This window comes from Limnohabitans sp. YIMB22184, assembly GCF_048020265.1.
Lineage (GTDB): Bacteria > Pseudomonadota > Gammaproteobacteria > Burkholderiales > Burkholderiaceae_C > Limnohabitans_A.
On the sequence record NZ_CP171843.1, the window covers coordinates 595,246 to 608,886 of the forward strand.

A 13,641-nucleotide genomic window follows, 5' to 3' on the forward strand; every position below is an offset into this window, starting at 1 on the left:
CACACAATTTCAGTCCTGGTAAGGGTGTGTGGCCTTCCAGTGCCGCGCAATGTCGATGCGCCGCGCCACCCAGACCTTGTCGTGCGACTGGATATGGTCCAAAAAGCGTTGCAGCGCGGTGATGCGGCCCGGGCGACCGAGCAGGCGGCAGTGCATGCCGATGCTCATCATCTTGGGGGCGTTGTCACCATTCGGGTCACCTTCGGCATAGAGCGCGTCAAAGGTGTCCTTCATGTACTGGAAAAACGGATCGGCGTGCGAGTAACCCTGCGGCAGTGCAAAGCGCATGTCGTTGCAGTCCAGGGTGTAGGGCACGATGAGTTGCGGCGCATCGGTGCCGTCAGATTTGCGCACCTTCATCCAGAAGGGCAGGTCGTCGCCGTAGTAATCGCTGTCGTACTCAAAGCCGCCAAAGTCCGCCACCAGGCGGCGCGTGTTGGGACTGTCGCGCCCGGTGTACCAGCCCAGGGACCGCTCGCCCGTGAGCTTTTGCAAAATGTCCATCGCCTCGGCCATGTGGGCACGCTCGGTGGCTTCGTCGATATTTTGGTAATGGATCCACTTGAGGCCATGGCAGGCGATGTCGTAGCCCAATTCTTTGAACGCGGCGGTCACGTCGTCGTGCTTTTGCAGCGCCGAGGCCACGCCGAACACGGTGAGTGGCAGCTTGCGTTTTTCAAACTCACGCAGGATGCGCCACACGCCCGCACGGGAGCCGTATTCGTAAATGCCTTCCATGCTGATGTGCCGCTCGGGGAAGGACGCGGGGTTGAACATTTCAGACAAAAACTGCTCGGAACCCGCATCGCCGTGCAGCACCGAGTTTTCGCCGCCTTCTTCGTAGTTCAAAACAAACTGTACGGCCACGCGGGCGCCGCCGGGCCACATTGCGTGCGGCACATGGCGGCCGTAGCCCTTCAAGTCGCGGGGGTAGGGGAGGGTGGAATCGTAGGTGCTCATGGCGGTGTTCAATGCAAGGGTTCAGGCCAGGGCCAGAGAAATGTCGTGGGTGGGCACTTTGCGGTCAAAGGTCAGGCTGGCTTCGACATGCAGCAGGTGTTCGTGCATCAGACGCACGGCCAAGTCCGAGTCCTTCGCCTCCAAGGCGGCGACCAAGGCCACATGCTCGTCGGTGGAGTGCTCGGCCTCGTTGCGCGACTGGTACATCAGCGTGATCAGGGCGCAGCGCGAGATCAAGTCGCCCAGCACCTGGGCCAGCACATCGTTGTTCATGAGCTCGGCCATGCGCACATGAAAGTCGCCCAGCAACTCGGTACGGCCCGTGATGTCGCCTTGCGTCACGGCTTCGCGCTCTTGCTTGATGTGCTCTTTGAGGGCGGCGATTTGGTCAGGCGTGACTTGCTGCACAAAAGCGCGGGTCATTTCGGCTTCGAGCATGCGCCGCACGGCAAAGACCTGTTGCGCTTCTTCGACCGAAGGGGCGGCCACAAAAGCGCCGCGTGCGGGTTCCAGGCGGATCAAGCGGTTTTGCGACAGCTGAAACAGCGCCTGGCGCACCAATGTGCGCGACACGCCGAAGTGGTCGGCCAGCTTTTGTTCGGCCAATTTGGAGCCGGGCAACAGCCGATGCTCCACGATGGCGCGGGTCAGCGATTCGACGATGTGGTGCGTGGTGGAGGTTTCCATGTCTCGCGGTCCCTTTGGGGTGTTTGCCCAGGTGTTTTTATGCCTTGGTTGCAAATGATAGCCACCAAAATCAAAATTGTATACACTTCGGTCGACCGTACTGGGCGGGGCTTTTCAAAGCCTTGCCCTAACCCCCTTTTTGAACCCCATTCAAGACAAGCGAGCACACCATGGGATTGAGCACACACGTTCTGGACACCATGCACGGCTGCCCCGCTGCGGGCATGCAGGTGTCCCTGTACACCACACAAGGCGATCAGGCCACCCTGGTCAAAAGCTTCACCCTCAACCACGACGGCCGTAACCCCGACGGCATGCTCTACGACCACGCCAGCCTGCGCAAAGGCACTTACCGCCTGGTCTTCAATGTGAGCGACTACTTCAAAGCCAAAGGTGTGCAGCTGCCCGAGCCGAACTTTTTGAACCAAGTCAGTCTCGACTTTGGCGTGGCCCACGAAGACCAGCATTACCACGTACCGCTGCTGGCCAGCCCCTGGAGTTATTCCACCTATCGCGGCTCCTGAAACAATGGGTATCTGACCCCAATCGATTTAATTGGGGTCAGATCCCGATTAATCCGTCGAAAAGCCGCCCAGCGAAGGCCCCGGTTCTTTAAAATCGGGGCCTTACCGTTTATTTACCCCCATCCCCCAGCACCATGACCCAAGTCACCAACACCGTGCGCTTTGTGCTCGACGGCCGCATCGTCGAAGCCCAAGGCGAACGCCGCACCACCACTGTTCTGGACTATTTGCGCGAGCAACTGCACCGCACCGGCACCAAGGAGGGCTGCGCCGAAGGCGATTGCGGCGCTTGTGTGGTGATGGTGGGTGAGCTCAACGACGCAGGCACGGGCGTGGACTATGTGGCCACCAACGCCTGCATCCAGCTGTTGCCTTCGCTGGACGGCAAATCGGTCAAGACCGTCGAGAGCCTGAAAAAAGCCGACGGCACCCTGCACCCTGTGCAGGAAGAGATGATCAAGTGCCACGGCTCGCAGTGCGGCTTTTGCACGCCGGGCATTGTGATGAGCCTGGTGAACCTGGTGCAGGTGTTGCCCATGCCTAACCGCCAGCAGATCACCGATTCGCTCAGCGGCAACCTGTGCCGTTGCACCGGCTACAAGCCGATCATCGATTCGGCCACCAAGGCCTGCGCCAAGCCCGAGGCGCTCAAGATTGACGACAGCGCCGATGTGCCGCTGCTCAAAGAAATTAAACGCGCCAGCGTGCCCACCCTCAGCCTGGACGGCGACATCATCGTGCAGCCCGTGGTGCGCACCCGCAAAGGCAATGAATTTGTCTCACCCGCCACCCTCGCCGAAGTGGCCGACTATTTGGTCAAGAACCCCAGCACCACGCTGTTGGCGGGCAGCACCGAAATCGGTCTGCAGGTGAACAAACAGTTCAGCCGACCCGAACACATCATGTACTTGGGCAATGTCAAAGAGCTGCGCCAAGTGACCGAAACCGCCAGCGCCTGGCGCATTGGCGCGGCCGTGTCGCTGTCTCAGGTGGAAACGCTGGTAGCCCAGGCTTACCCCGACTTCACCGAAGTGCTGCGCCGCTTTGGCTCGCCGCCCATCCGATCTACCGCCACGCTGGCGGGCAACATCGCCAACGGCTCGCCGATTGGCGACACCATGCCTTGCCTGATGGCGTTGGGTGCCAGCTTGGTGCTGCGCCGGGGCGACAAAACCCGCAAGGTGCTGCTGGAGAACTTCTACACGGGCATGAAGAAAAACGTGATGGAGCCCGGTGAGTTCATCGAAGCCATCGAATGTCCGAAGCCCGTGGCTGGCCAGGTGTTCCGCGCCCACAAGGTGAGCAAGCGTTTTGAGCAAGACATCTCGGCCACCTGTGCGGCCATCAGCTACACGCTGCAAGGCGGCAAGTTGAGCGGCGTGAAGCTGGCCTACAACGGCCTGGCCCCATCGCCTTGCCGTGCGCCCAAGCTCGAAGCCGTGCTGGAAGGCCGTGCGCCTGGTGACGTGAAAGCGGCCGATCTGGACGCCGCGATCGCCGCCAGCTTCACCGCCCGCGACGGCCTGCGCGCCACTTGGGCCTACCGCGCCCTGGTCGCCCGCAACCTGGTGCTCGAATTCATCGAAGAACAGAAAGAGGTGGCTTGAATGAACGCTCCTACCCCCATCAAGAACCTGTTGCCCGCATCGGGCGTTCAGCAGGGCACCGACGTTGTTCACGAGTCTGCGCACCTGCACGTCACGGGCTCGGCCACCTACATCGACGACATCCCTGAGCACGCGGGCACTTTGTATGCCGCGCTCATCTTGTCGCCTGTGGCGCATGGCGAGTTGATCGGCGACGGCATCGACCGCGCAGCCATCCTCAAGGAACACGGTGTGGTCGCGGTCTACACCGCCAAAGACATTCCCGGCGAAAACAACTGCGGCCCCATCATCCACGACGACCCCTTCCTGGCCGCAGGCAAGGTCGAGTTTGTGGGCCAAGCCGTGGCCGTGGTGGTGGCGCGTGAAATGCTCTACGCCCGCGAAGCCGCCAAAAAAGCCAAGGTGCTGGTGAAAGAACTCACACCCATCTTGACCATCGAAGAAGCGATGGCGGCGGGCAGCTTCATCATGCCGCCCAAAGGCATCACGCGTGGTGACGCAGCGGCAGCGATTGCCAACGCGCCCCACAAGATCAAGGGCACGACCCGCACGGGCCAGCAAGAACAGTTTTATCTGGAAGGCCAGATCACCTACGCGGTGCCCAAGGAAGACGGCCAGCTGACGCTGTACGTGTCGACCCAGCACCCCGACGGCAACCAGCGCGAAGCCGCGCACGCCCTGAACCTGCACACCAACGATGTGGAGGTGATTTGCCGCCGCATGGGTGGCGGCTTTGGCGGCAAGGAAGGCAACGCCAGCATCTTCAGCCAGAGTGCCGCATTGGCTGCGCACAAGCTGGGCAAGCCCGTCAAGCTGCGTGTGAACCGCGACGACGACATGACCATCACCGGCAAGCGCCACGATTTCCGCATCGACTACGAAGTGGGCTTTGACGACAACGGCCGCGTTTTGGGTGCCAACATCACGCTGATGTCGCGCTGCGGCTACAGCACCGACTATTCAGGCCCGGTGAACGACCGCGCTTGCCTGCACATCGACAACACCTACCACCTGCCCGCGCTCAAGTTGGTCAGTCACCGCTGCAAAACCAACACCCAAAGCGCCACCGCGTTCCGGGGCTTTGGCGGCCCACAAGGTATGTTCGGCATCGAGACGGTGATGGACGAGATCGCCATGACCTTGGGCAAAGACCCCTTGGAAGTGCGCAAGCTCAACCTCTACAAAGACCCGGCCATCAGCGGCACGCCCGACACCATGACCACCCAATACAACCAGCTCATCGAAGACTGGGTGGGTGACAAGGTGATCGACCAGGTCGAGCGCGAATCGAACTACGCCGAGCGCCGCGCTCAGGTGCAGGCCTTCAACGCCAAGAGCAAGACCCGCAAGCGCGGTTTGGCCTTGGTGCCACTCAAGTTCGGCATCAGCTTCACGGCCACCCACCTGAACCAGGGCGGCGCGCTGCTGGTGGTTTACATGGACGGCTCGGTCAGCTGCAACCACGGCGGCACCGAAATGGGCCAGGGCCTCAACACCAAGATGGCGCAGGTGTGTGCCGATGGTTTGGGCATCAGCGTGGACCATGTGCGCATCACCGCGACTGACTCACAAAAAGTGCCCAACGCTTCGGCCACCTCGGCGTCGAGCGGTGCCGACATCAACGGCGCAGCCATCATGAACGCCACCGCGCAAATGCGCGAGCGCTTGAAGCCTGTGGCCGCCCGCATGCTGGGCTGCGCAGCCGAAGAGGTGAGCTTCTCCAACAACGAGCTGCACGGCGGCGGTAAATCGGTCAAGTGGGCCGATGTGACCAAACAGGCCTGGCTGGACCGCGTGGGCTTGAGCGTGACGGGTTTCTATATGACGCCCGAGATCAAGTACGACTTCACCACCCTGAACGGCCGTGCTTTCTATTACTACTGCTACGGCGCGGCCGTGAGCGAAGTGGAGATCGACACCCGCACTGGCGAGTGGTGGCTGAAAGCCGTGGACATCGTGCACGACGTGGGCCGCAGCATCAACCCGGCCCTGGACAAAGGCCAGATCGAAGGCGCGTATGTGCAAGGCATGGGCTGGCTCACGATGGAAGAGTGCATTTGGGACAAGAAGGGCAAGCTGCTCACGCACGGCCCCAGCACCTACAAAATCCCTGTGGCGGGCGACATTCCTGAGCACTTCAAGGTGTCCCTGTTCGACAACGCTAACTTGAAGCCCACACCGTTCAACAGCAAAGCCACGGGCGAGCCGCCGTTGATGTTGGGCCTGTCCGCCTTCTTCGCCTTGCGCGATGCGGTGGCCGCCAGCGCCGACCACAAGGCGGTGGTGTATTTGGATGCCCCGGCCACGCCCGAGCGCATCCTGATGGCCTGCGAAAAAGCCAAGGCCACTGCAGGGCTGTAAAGGCCAGAACCGGATGCCTGAAGCGTTTTCAGGCATCCTGCCAGTTTGATCCCAATAGCCCACAGGAGCAGGCCCATGTCAGACGATCCACGGTGCTGCGGCACTGGCACTTGCATCATCAACGCCGAAGGCCTGTGCTGGTGCGGCCAGCGCTGGGACGGCGAGAAGATGTGCTTCATGCCCGAGCCCGCTCCACAAACCCAGCCAGCGCATCGGCTCGGCAGCCCTCCGCATCCGATGCGGACCCCCGAGCCTGAGTTTCTGGCCAGTGTGCCAGTGGTCTAACCGATGACCCTTGAGGTGACCGCCGACCATCCCCGTGTGGTGCGCGGGCTGCTCAACATCGGGCATGCGCTGGACCATCTGTTCTTGCTGGTTTTTGCGGCGGCGGTCAGCGCCATTGCCCTCGACATGGGCCTGGCCCAATGGCAAGACCTGATGCCCTACGGTGCGGGCGCGTTTTTCATGTTCGGTTTGGGCTCCTTGCCCGCTGGTCGCCTGGGGGATTTGTGGGGCCGGCGCAGCATGATGCTGGTCTTCTTTTTTGGCATTGGCGCGGCCTCCATCCTCACGGCCTTCGCGCAAACACCTTGGCAGTTGGCCGCTTGCTTGACGCTGATCGGCGTGTTCGCATCGATTTACCACCCGGTGGGCATTCCCATGCTGCTCGAGCGCTCGTCGAATCCGGGCGCGACCATTGGCTTCAATGGTTTGTCCGGTAATTTGGGCGTGGCGGTCGCGGCCTTGCTCACCGGCTTTTTGATCCAGTGGCAAGGATGGCGGACGGCGTTTGTGGTGCCCGGCGTGCTGGCCTTGGTGTGCGGCTGGGTGTTTGCCCGCACTTGCCCGCCAGAGGTCTCGTCGCCCGCCAAACGCAAGGGCGGCGCCAAGGTGAGCCTGCCCGCGCCTTTGCTGATGCGGGCCATGGTGGTCATGACGGCAGCGGCGGTGACCAGCAGCGTGTTGTTCAACTTCACGACCAACGGCAACGGGCCTATGTTGGCCGAACGCTTTGCGGGCGTGATGGAAGACCCGGCCGCCTTGGGTTTGCTGCTGGCCGTGGTCTACGCTGTGGCCTCGGTGGCCCAGGTGGTGGTGGGGCACCTCATCAACCGTTTCCCGCTCAAGCGCTTTTTCATGTTCATGGTGATGGCGCAAATCCCCATGCTGGTGTTGGCGTCGCAGGCGCAGGGCTGGTGGCTGTTTGCAGCGCTCATCGGGGTGATGGTGTTCATCTTTGGGGCCATCCCCTTCACCGATTTCATGATTGCCCGTTATGTGGACGACCGCCTGCGCTCGCGTGTGTCGGGCATGCGCCTGGGCGTGTCGTTCGCGGTCAGTTCCCTGTCGGTCTGGGCTTTGGGGCCGGTGGTGAAGGCCATGGGCTTTGGCAGCTCACTTTTGCTGCTGGCCGGTTTTTCGGTGGCTACCACGCTGATTCTGACCTTGCTGCCCGGTGCGGCGCACGAGCAGACATCGGGGGTTTGAAGGGCTCAGCCGATCACGGCGTCAGTCCTGCCCTTCGGTCAGTGTGTCGAGCTGGAATTTGCCGCTTTTGTGCCAGAGCCAGACATCGGTGTAGGTGACCTGGCTCATGTGCCTAGGCACGGGGTAGGGGGCAGACGCTTTGACCATGCGCTCGATCTCGGCCATGACGTGGGGTACATGCTTGGGCGCACGCATCCAGTTCAATGCTTTCACCGAGCCTTTATGGTCAATATCCACATTCAGCACCCCCACGGCTTCGAGCAAAGGCGGCATACGGCCTTTGTAGATGCGGTGCGCGTGCATGCCGTACAGGTGACCCGCCGCATCCTTTCGGTATTCTTTGCTGTTGCGGGCCAGTGATGTGACGCCCATCGGGGCGGTGACGCGCTCAGGAATTTTGGCTGCCGGGGGAGGCGGGGGTGGGGGCTTCACGGCGGGTGGCGGTGTGCTGCAACCGCTCAAGAAACCCAATGCCGCCGCACCCAGGCCCAACAGGGCGGTGGTGACTTTTGGGTGAGTGGGGATCCAGCGTGTGGTCATGATGAGCCCTTGTCCTTGGCATACTCTGCGGTGGCCGTGATTGTGGCATTGAGTTGGTTTGGTGGGCAAGCCAACAACGGCCCTTAATTTTGAATGGACCCCAAAGCGTGAACTGGATCGAAAAAGCCCTGAAGCGGTTGAACACTGACAAGGCGGTGGTGGTGAGGGTGCAAGCCGTGCAGGGTTCGGTGCCGCGTGGGCCGGGGACCAGCATGTTGGTCTTCGCACATGGCGAGGAGGGCACGATCGGTGGCGGGCATCTGGAGTTCCAGGCGTTGGCGCACGCGCGGCTTTTGTTGGCCGGGCAGACCGAGCAAACCGCTTTGCGCCAGGTTTTGGGCCCCAGTTTGGGGCAATGCTGCGGCGGTGCCGTGGACTTGGTTTTTGAACGGGTGAGCGGCGGCGATGGGGCGCGTTTGCGCACGCAGTTGATGACGCTGCGCACCCCTTTGGCGCTGTTTGGCGGCGGCCATGTGGGCAAAGCGCTCGTCAAGACCTTGGCCCCTTTGCCTTTTGCTGTGCGTTGGGTCGACAGCCGCGATGAAATTTTTCCGGCCGATGTGCCTGATGGTGTGGAATGCGAACACTCCAACCCGGTGCAAGCCGCCGTGGCCGATCTGGCGCCGGACAGCCGGGTGCTGATCATGAGCTTCAGCCACGCCGAAGACCTGGACATCGTGGTGGCGTGTCTGAAGCGCCTGCGCGAGAGGAATGATCTGCCTTTTGTGGGTTTGATTGGCAGTCAAACCAAATGGGCCACCTTCCGCCACCGCCTGGAAGACCGGGGTTTCACGGCCGAAGAGATTTCGCGCATCACCTGCCCGATTGGCGTGCCGGGCATCACGGGCAAAGAGCCCGAAGTCATTGCCGTGGCGGTGGCGGCACAACTCTTGCAAACGCTGTGAAATGGGTTGCTGGTTTTCCCTAGGCTTCCGAGGCCTGGGTCAACTGGATTAACGCCTGTAAACTGTATACACTTCGGTGCACTGGTCGCAGCGGCGCAGGTTTCTCCGGAAACATGTTCGCGACCGAATACCCGCTCACAGGGCCCGCGGTGGTGAGCAGGTTGGAGACTCCTTCATGGAAACGTATCTGCTGGAATGGGCCAATTTGTTGTTGCGATGGGTGCATGTCATCACCGCCATCGCCTGGATTGGCTCCTCGTTCTACTTTGTCTTTCTGGACAACAACCTGCAAAAACCCAATTCGCCCGACCTGCTCGAAAAAGGCGTAGGCGGTGCCATGTGGGCGGTGCACGGGGGCGGTTTTTACAACCCGCAAAAGTACATGGTGGCCCCCAAGAAGATCCACACCAAGCTGCATTGGTTTTATTGGGAAAGTTACTCCACCTGGCTCAGTGGCTTTGCGCTGTTCACGGTGCTGTACCTGTACAACGCGGGCACCTTCCTGATCGACAAATCGCTGATGGACTGGACCCCCGTGATGGCCGGGTCTGCCGCGGTGGGCATGTTGGTGGCTTTTTGGTTCGTGTACGACATCGTTTGCCGCGTGTTTGGCTTCCGAAAAAACGGCGAGCTGATCGTGGCGGGCCTGATGATCGTGGTGGTGGCGTTTTGCTCCTGGCTGGCCAATGAGTTGTTCGCAGGCCGTGCCGCCTTCTTGTTGGTGGGCGCGATGATCGCCACCGCCATGAGCGCCAACGTGTTCTTCTGGATCATTCCTGGGCAGCGCAAAGTGGTGGCCGCCATGACCAGCGGCGAAACCTATGACGCCAACGCCCTGGCCATCCACGGCAAGCGCGGCAAGCAGCGCAGTGTGCACAACACCTATTTCACGCTGCCCGTCATCTTCGCGATGCTGAGCAACCACTACAGCTTTTTGTACACGCACGAACACCGTTGGGTGCTGCTGTTCGTGATGATGCTGGCGGGTGCCTTGATCCGCCAGTTCTTTGTGCAGCGCCACGGTTACCACCTGGGCCGCGCGGCCAATCCCTGGCCGTTTGCGGCGGTGGGTGTGGTGATGATTGCGGGCGTGATCGTGGCCTTGAAGCCGGCGGCGCCCCAAGTGTCAACCGCCCCTGTTGCGCCCGCAACCTTTGCACAGGTGCAAAGCCTGGTGAGCCAGCACTGCCTGACCTGCCATGGCGCGCAAGTGCAAATGAAAAATGTGCGCCTGGACAGTCCCGAGCTGATCAAACAGCATGCGCAAAACATGTACCAGCAAGTGGTGGTGACCAAGCAGATGCCGATGGGCAATGCCACGGGACTGACTGAGGATGACCGCGCCTTGTTGGGCCGCTGGTTTCAGGCGGGGGCCAAGCTCGATTGATGCGGGACAGGTTTTAAAACCACCAAGCCACCGCGTAAGGGATCAGCACGGCCCCTGCGATGCCATGCAAGCCCATGCCCAGGCTGGCATAGGCCCCGGCTTCGGCGTTCACGCTGAAGGCACGTGAAGTGCCAATGCCGTGCGCGGCCACCCCCAGGGCAAAGCCGCGTTGCCACCAGGCCGTCACGCGCAGGGCGTCGAGCACAAAGCGGCCCAGCACCGCACCCAAGATGCCGGTGCTCACCGCAAAGATGGCGGTCAGGGTAGGCGAGGCTTGTACGCGCTCTGCAATGCCCATGGCAATCGGCGCGGTGACCGATTTAGCCACCAGACCGCGCACCAGCGCCTCGTCCACGCCCAGCCACCGCGCCATGCCCACGGCCGTCAGCACTGAGGTGATGCCACCCGCCAGCAGCGAGAGCAGCAACACCCCCATGCGCCCCTTGAGCGAGGCAAAGCCCTTGTAAATCGGAATGGCCAGCGACACCGTGGCCGTGCCCAGCAAGAAGTGCACAAACTGCGCGCCTTCAAAGTACTGGGCATAGGGCATGTCGATCACGCTGATGCCGATGCACACCACCACCACCGCAATCAGCACCGGGTTGGCCAGCGGGTTGCGCTGGCTGCGCTCGTACACGGTCAGGCCCAGCAGGTAAGCGCTGAGCGTGAGCACCAAGGCCAGCAGCGGGCTGCCCGAGAGGTAAACCCAAATATCGGAAATGGGCGGCAGCTTGTTGTTCATGGCGCGCTGTCCTTTTTGGCGAGCAGTTTGAGCACCAGGGCGGTCATCGCCACCGTGGCCACCACGCTCAGCACCAGCGCCGCCGTCATGGCCCATGCGTTGGCCTGCAGCAGGGGAAGGTAAAGCACCACGCCCACCGACGCAGGAATGAACAACAGCCCCAGGTGCTGCAAGATGCCGCTGCCCACCCCATCCATGGACGCGGGCACATGGCCGCGCCAGGCCAAAAACGTCAGCAGCAAAACCAGGCCCAGCACGGGTCCGGGGATAAAAGGCAGGGCGAATTTGGACAGCAACTCGCCGAGCGCTTGAAAGAGGAAGAGTTGAACGAGGCCTTGGATCATGGCGACAGTGTAGGCAAGTCCATGTGACGTGGCGAGTGCAAACAGTTGTGATCAAAACGCACAGGGCGCTTTACTGCAGCAATGCCCCTTGCCCTCGTTTGGCGCTATTTGCATGTGCTTTGGCGCGATCCGATGGTGACGCTTCGCGCCCCAGCGGCGACCATCACGCCATTCGCAACACAAGCACGAACGGAGTTTTTGATGGCAACGACATACCCCGCAAAACAAGTGGCGCTCGTCACCGGCGCATCGTCCGGCATGGGCAAAGAAACGGCCAAGCGGCTGCTGCAAGAGGGTTTGGTGGTTTACGTCGCGGCCCGGCGTGTGGCGCAAATGGAAGACCTGCGGGCCCTGGGCGCGATACCGCTGCAGATGGACATATCGGTGGACGCTGACATCGTCGCGGCCGTGAACACCATCGCCCATGGCCATGGCGGCATCGACGTGCTGGTCAACAACGCGGGCTTTGGCATGTACGGCGCGATGGAAGATTCGACCCTGGCCGATGCCCGTTACCAGTTTGAAGTCAATCTGTTCGGCATGGCGCGGCTCACGCAGTTGGCGCTGCCGCAAATGCGCCGCCAAGGGGCGGGCAAGGTCATCAACATCTCGTCCATGGGCGGCAAGATCTACACCCCCCTGGGCTCGTGGTACCACGCCACCAAGCACGCGGTGGAAGGCTGGAGTGACTGTTTGCGCATCGAGCTGGCGCCCTTTGGCGTCCAAGTGGTGATCATCGAGCCCGGTGTGATTGCCACCGAGTGGGGCGGCGTGATGCTCGAGCCCATGCTGGCGCGTTCGGGCCAAGGCCCTTACCGCGCCATGGCGCAGGGCATGGCCAAGGCCATGCGCGGCACCTATGCCAAAGCGGGCGCCGCCTCGCCGCCTTCGGTGGTGGCCGATGCCATACTGCAGGCTGTGCGTTCGCGCCGACCCAAAACCCGCTACGTCATCGGCAAAATGGCCAAACCCCTGATGTTCATCCGCAAGTATTTCGGGGACCGCATCTTTGACATGGCCATCATGAGCCAAGCCAAATAGTCTTTGCTCACGCCTCCTTGCCAGAAAGACCCACGCTGTGAAACAGGCCACACGCTTTGCCGTGCAGATGAGCTGGAAACTGCTCATCCGCGACATGGGTTACGCCCCGGCAGATGTGCTGAGCCTGGCGCGGTTGCCGGGCGACCTGTTTGCGCGCCCGGGCGCGAGCTTGTCGCCCGCGCAGTACTTTGACCTGTGGCGTGGACTGGAGCAGGCCGCAGGCCATGACGAACTCGCCCTGAAGCTCGCGCAGGCCATGTCGGTGGAGGCTTTTGACCCGGCCCTTTTCGCCTGCCTGTGCAGCCCCGACCTGAACACCGCGCTGCAGCGGCTGGCGCAATACAAGCGGCTGATAGGGCCCTTGCACATGGCGCTGGACATCCGATCCGACAGAACCCTGGTCATGCTCAGCTGCTACGGGCATACCGAGCCGATTCCCCGTAGCTTGGGTGTGTCCGAGTTGGTGTTCTTCACCCAACTGGCCCGGCTGGCCACGCGTGAGCGGATCGAGCCCTTGGCGGCATCTCTGCCCGACTTGCCCGCTGACCTGCCTGCGTACAAGGCTTACTTGGGCTGCGCTTTGACGGCCGCCGATCAGATCCAGATTACCTTTTCAGCGCACGATGCGCGACGCCCTTTTTTGACCGACAACATGGCCATGTGGGCGGCGTTTGAGCCGGCCCTCAACAGCCGACTCTCAGAACTGGACGCTCGTGCGGGCATGCGCGAACGCGTCAAGGCCGTGTTGCTGGAGACCTTGCCCGCAGGCACCAGCAGCATCGATGCCGTAGCCCAGCGCCTGGCGGTGAGCAAACGCTCCTTGCAACGGCAGTTGGCCGACGAATCGGTGGGGTTTCAAGAAGTGCTCAGCGAGGTGCGGCACGAACTGGCGCGGCATTACCTGAGCCGCACCGACATATCGGCTGGAGAAATTTCCTGGCTGCTCGGCTTTCAGGAAAGCAATTCTTTCATTCGGGCATTCAGAAACTGGACCGGCACCACGCCTGCGGCTTACCGGCTGCAGCGGGTGAGCCTGGGCTCCAGCTTGGATTGAT

General features: G+C 61.8%; 14 protein-coding genes. 9 read left to right on the forward strand and 5 right to left on the reverse strand.

Features of this window, described 5'->3' with window-relative positions; translation table 11 throughout:
- Positions 1-9: 9 nt before the first annotated feature.
- Positions 10-960, reverse strand: coding sequence for an allantoinase PuuE (gene puuE / locus ACHEXL_RS02795; RefSeq protein WP_416560526.1), 951 nt, complete (start codon positions 958-960; stop codon positions 10-12).
- Between the two features lie 21 nt (positions 961-981).
- Positions 982-1,647, reverse strand: a complete 666-nt coding sequence (locus ACHEXL_RS02800; RefSeq protein ID WP_416560527.1) for a GntR family transcriptional regulator — start codon at positions 1,645-1,647, stop codon at positions 982-984.
- Positions 1,648-1,817: 170 nt separating this feature from the next.
- Between ACHEXL_RS02800 and uraH the strand changes: the two genes are divergently transcribed.
- From uraH to ACHEXL_RS02825, 5 genes are all read left to right on the forward strand, one after another.
- Positions 1,818-2,171 (forward strand): hydroxyisourate hydrolase, encoded by a 354-nt coding sequence (gene uraH / locus ACHEXL_RS02805; protein WP_416560528.1) that lies wholly within the window; start codon positions 1,818-1,820, stop codon positions 2,169-2,171.
- A gap of 134 nt (positions 2,172-2,305) precedes the next feature.
- Positions 2,306-3,778 (forward strand): xanthine dehydrogenase small subunit, encoded by a 1,473-nt coding sequence (xdhA, locus tag ACHEXL_RS02810; protein ID WP_416560529.1) that lies wholly within the window; start codon positions 2,306-2,308, stop codon positions 3,776-3,778.
- A complete protein-coding gene (xdhB, locus tag ACHEXL_RS02815; RefSeq protein ID WP_416560530.1) occupies positions 3,779-6,139 on the forward strand; it encodes a xanthine dehydrogenase molybdopterin binding subunit in 2,361 nt (786 codons plus the stop codon).
- Positions 6,140-6,214: 75 nt separating this feature from the next.
- Positions 6,215-6,424 carry a hypothetical protein gene (locus ACHEXL_RS02820; protein WP_416560531.1) on the forward strand — a complete coding sequence of 70 codons (210 nt, stop codon included), beginning with the start codon at positions 6,215-6,217 and terminating at the stop codon, positions 6,422-6,424.
- A 3-nt stretch (positions 6,425-6,427) separates the two neighbouring features.
- Positions 6,428-7,627: an MFS transporter gene (locus ACHEXL_RS02825; protein ID WP_416560532.1), complete on the forward strand. Its 1,200-nt coding sequence runs from the start codon at positions 6,428-6,430 to the stop codon at positions 7,625-7,627.
- A gap of 21 nt (positions 7,628-7,648) precedes the next feature.
- Here the strand turns inward: ACHEXL_RS02825 and ACHEXL_RS02830 are convergent, their stop codons facing one another.
- Positions 7,649-8,167, reverse strand: a complete 519-nt coding sequence (locus tag ACHEXL_RS02830; protein ID WP_416560533.1) for a hypothetical protein — start codon at positions 8,165-8,167, stop codon at positions 7,649-7,651.
- A 107-nt stretch (positions 8,168-8,274) separates the two neighbouring features.
- On the opposite strand from ACHEXL_RS02830, the gene xdhC reads away from it, so the two are divergent.
- Both xdhC and ACHEXL_RS02840 read left to right on the forward strand, forming a co-directional pair.
- On the forward strand, positions 8,275-9,072 hold the full coding sequence (gene xdhC, locus ACHEXL_RS02835) for a xanthine dehydrogenase accessory protein XdhC (RefSeq protein ID WP_416560534.1): 798 nt from the start codon (positions 8,275-8,277) through the stop codon (positions 9,070-9,072).
- 175 nt (positions 9,073-9,247) lie between these two features.
- Positions 9,248-10,459, forward strand: a complete 1,212-nt coding sequence (locus tag ACHEXL_RS02840) for a urate hydroxylase PuuD (protein ID WP_416560535.1) — start codon at positions 9,248-9,250, stop codon at positions 10,457-10,459.
- A gap of 13 nt (positions 10,460-10,472) precedes the next feature.
- Here the strand turns inward: ACHEXL_RS02840 and ACHEXL_RS02845 are convergent, their stop codons facing one another.
- Positions 10,473-11,201, reverse strand: a complete 729-nt coding sequence (locus ACHEXL_RS02845; protein ID WP_416560536.1) for an LrgB family protein — start codon at positions 11,199-11,201, stop codon at positions 10,473-10,475.
- The gene (locus ACHEXL_RS02850) at positions 11,198-11,545 is read right to left on the reverse strand and encodes a CidA/LrgA family protein (protein WP_416560537.1); all 348 of its coding nucleotides are present in this window, start codon (positions 11,543-11,545) and stop codon (positions 11,198-11,200) included. Before ACHEXL_RS02850 ends, ACHEXL_RS02845 begins: the two co-directional genes overlap by 4 nt.
- A gap of 201 nt (positions 11,546-11,746) precedes the next feature.
- On the opposite strand from ACHEXL_RS02850, the gene ACHEXL_RS02855 reads away from it, so the two are divergent.
- Positions 11,747-12,586: an oxidoreductase gene (locus ACHEXL_RS02855; RefSeq protein ID WP_416560538.1), complete on the forward strand. Its 840-nt coding sequence runs from the start codon at positions 11,747-11,749 to the stop codon at positions 12,584-12,586.
- A gap of 37 nt (positions 12,587-12,623) precedes the next feature.
- Positions 12,624-13,640 (forward strand): AraC family transcriptional regulator, encoded by a 1,017-nt coding sequence (locus ACHEXL_RS02860; protein WP_416560539.1) that lies wholly within the window; start codon positions 12,624-12,626, stop codon positions 13,638-13,640.
- The last annotated feature ends 1 nt before the right edge of the window (position 13,641 follow it).

Bases quoted from the DNA above. Each gene is read 5' to 3' on its own strand.
- xdhA (WP_416560529.1), top strand. From the start codon at position 2,306: ATGACCCAAGTCACCAACACCGTGCGCTTTGTGCTCGACGGCCGCATC.
- xdhB (WP_416560530.1), top strand. From the start codon at position 3,779: ATGAACGCTCCTACCCCCATCAAGAACCTGTTGCCCGCATCGGGCGTT.
- ACHEXL_RS02800 (WP_416560527.1), bottom strand. From the start codon at position 1,647: ATGGAAACCTCCACCACGCACCACATCGTCGAATCGCTGACCCGCGCC.
- ACHEXL_RS02820 (WP_416560531.1), top strand. From the start codon at position 6,215: ATGTCAGACGATCCACGGTGCTGCGGCACTGGCACTTGCATCATCAAC.
- uraH (WP_416560528.1), top strand. From the start codon at position 1,818: ATGGGATTGAGCACACACGTTCTGGACACCATGCACGGCTGCCCCGCT.
- ACHEXL_RS02845 (WP_416560536.1), bottom strand. From the start codon at position 11,201: ATGAACAACAAGCTGCCGCCCATTTCCGATATTTGGGTTTACCTCTCG.
- ACHEXL_RS02825 (WP_416560532.1), top strand. From the start codon at position 6,428: ATGACCCTTGAGGTGACCGCCGACCATCCCCGTGTGGTGCGCGGGCTG.
- ACHEXL_RS02850 (WP_416560537.1), bottom strand. From the start codon at position 11,545: ATGATCCAAGGCCTCGTTCAACTCTTCCTCTTTCAAGCGCTCGGCGAG.
- ACHEXL_RS02840 (WP_416560535.1), top strand. From the start codon at position 9,248: ATGGAAACGTATCTGCTGGAATGGGCCAATTTGTTGTTGCGATGGGTG.
- ACHEXL_RS02855 (WP_416560538.1), top strand. From the start codon at position 11,747: ATGGCAACGACATACCCCGCAAAACAAGTGGCGCTCGTCACCGGCGCA.
- ACHEXL_RS02830 (WP_416560533.1), bottom strand. From the start codon at position 8,167: ATGACCACACGCTGGATCCCCACTCACCCAAAAGTCACCACCGCCCTG.
- puuE (WP_416560526.1), bottom strand. From the start codon at position 960: ATGAGCACCTACGATTCCACCCTCCCCTACCCCCGCGACTTGAAGGGC.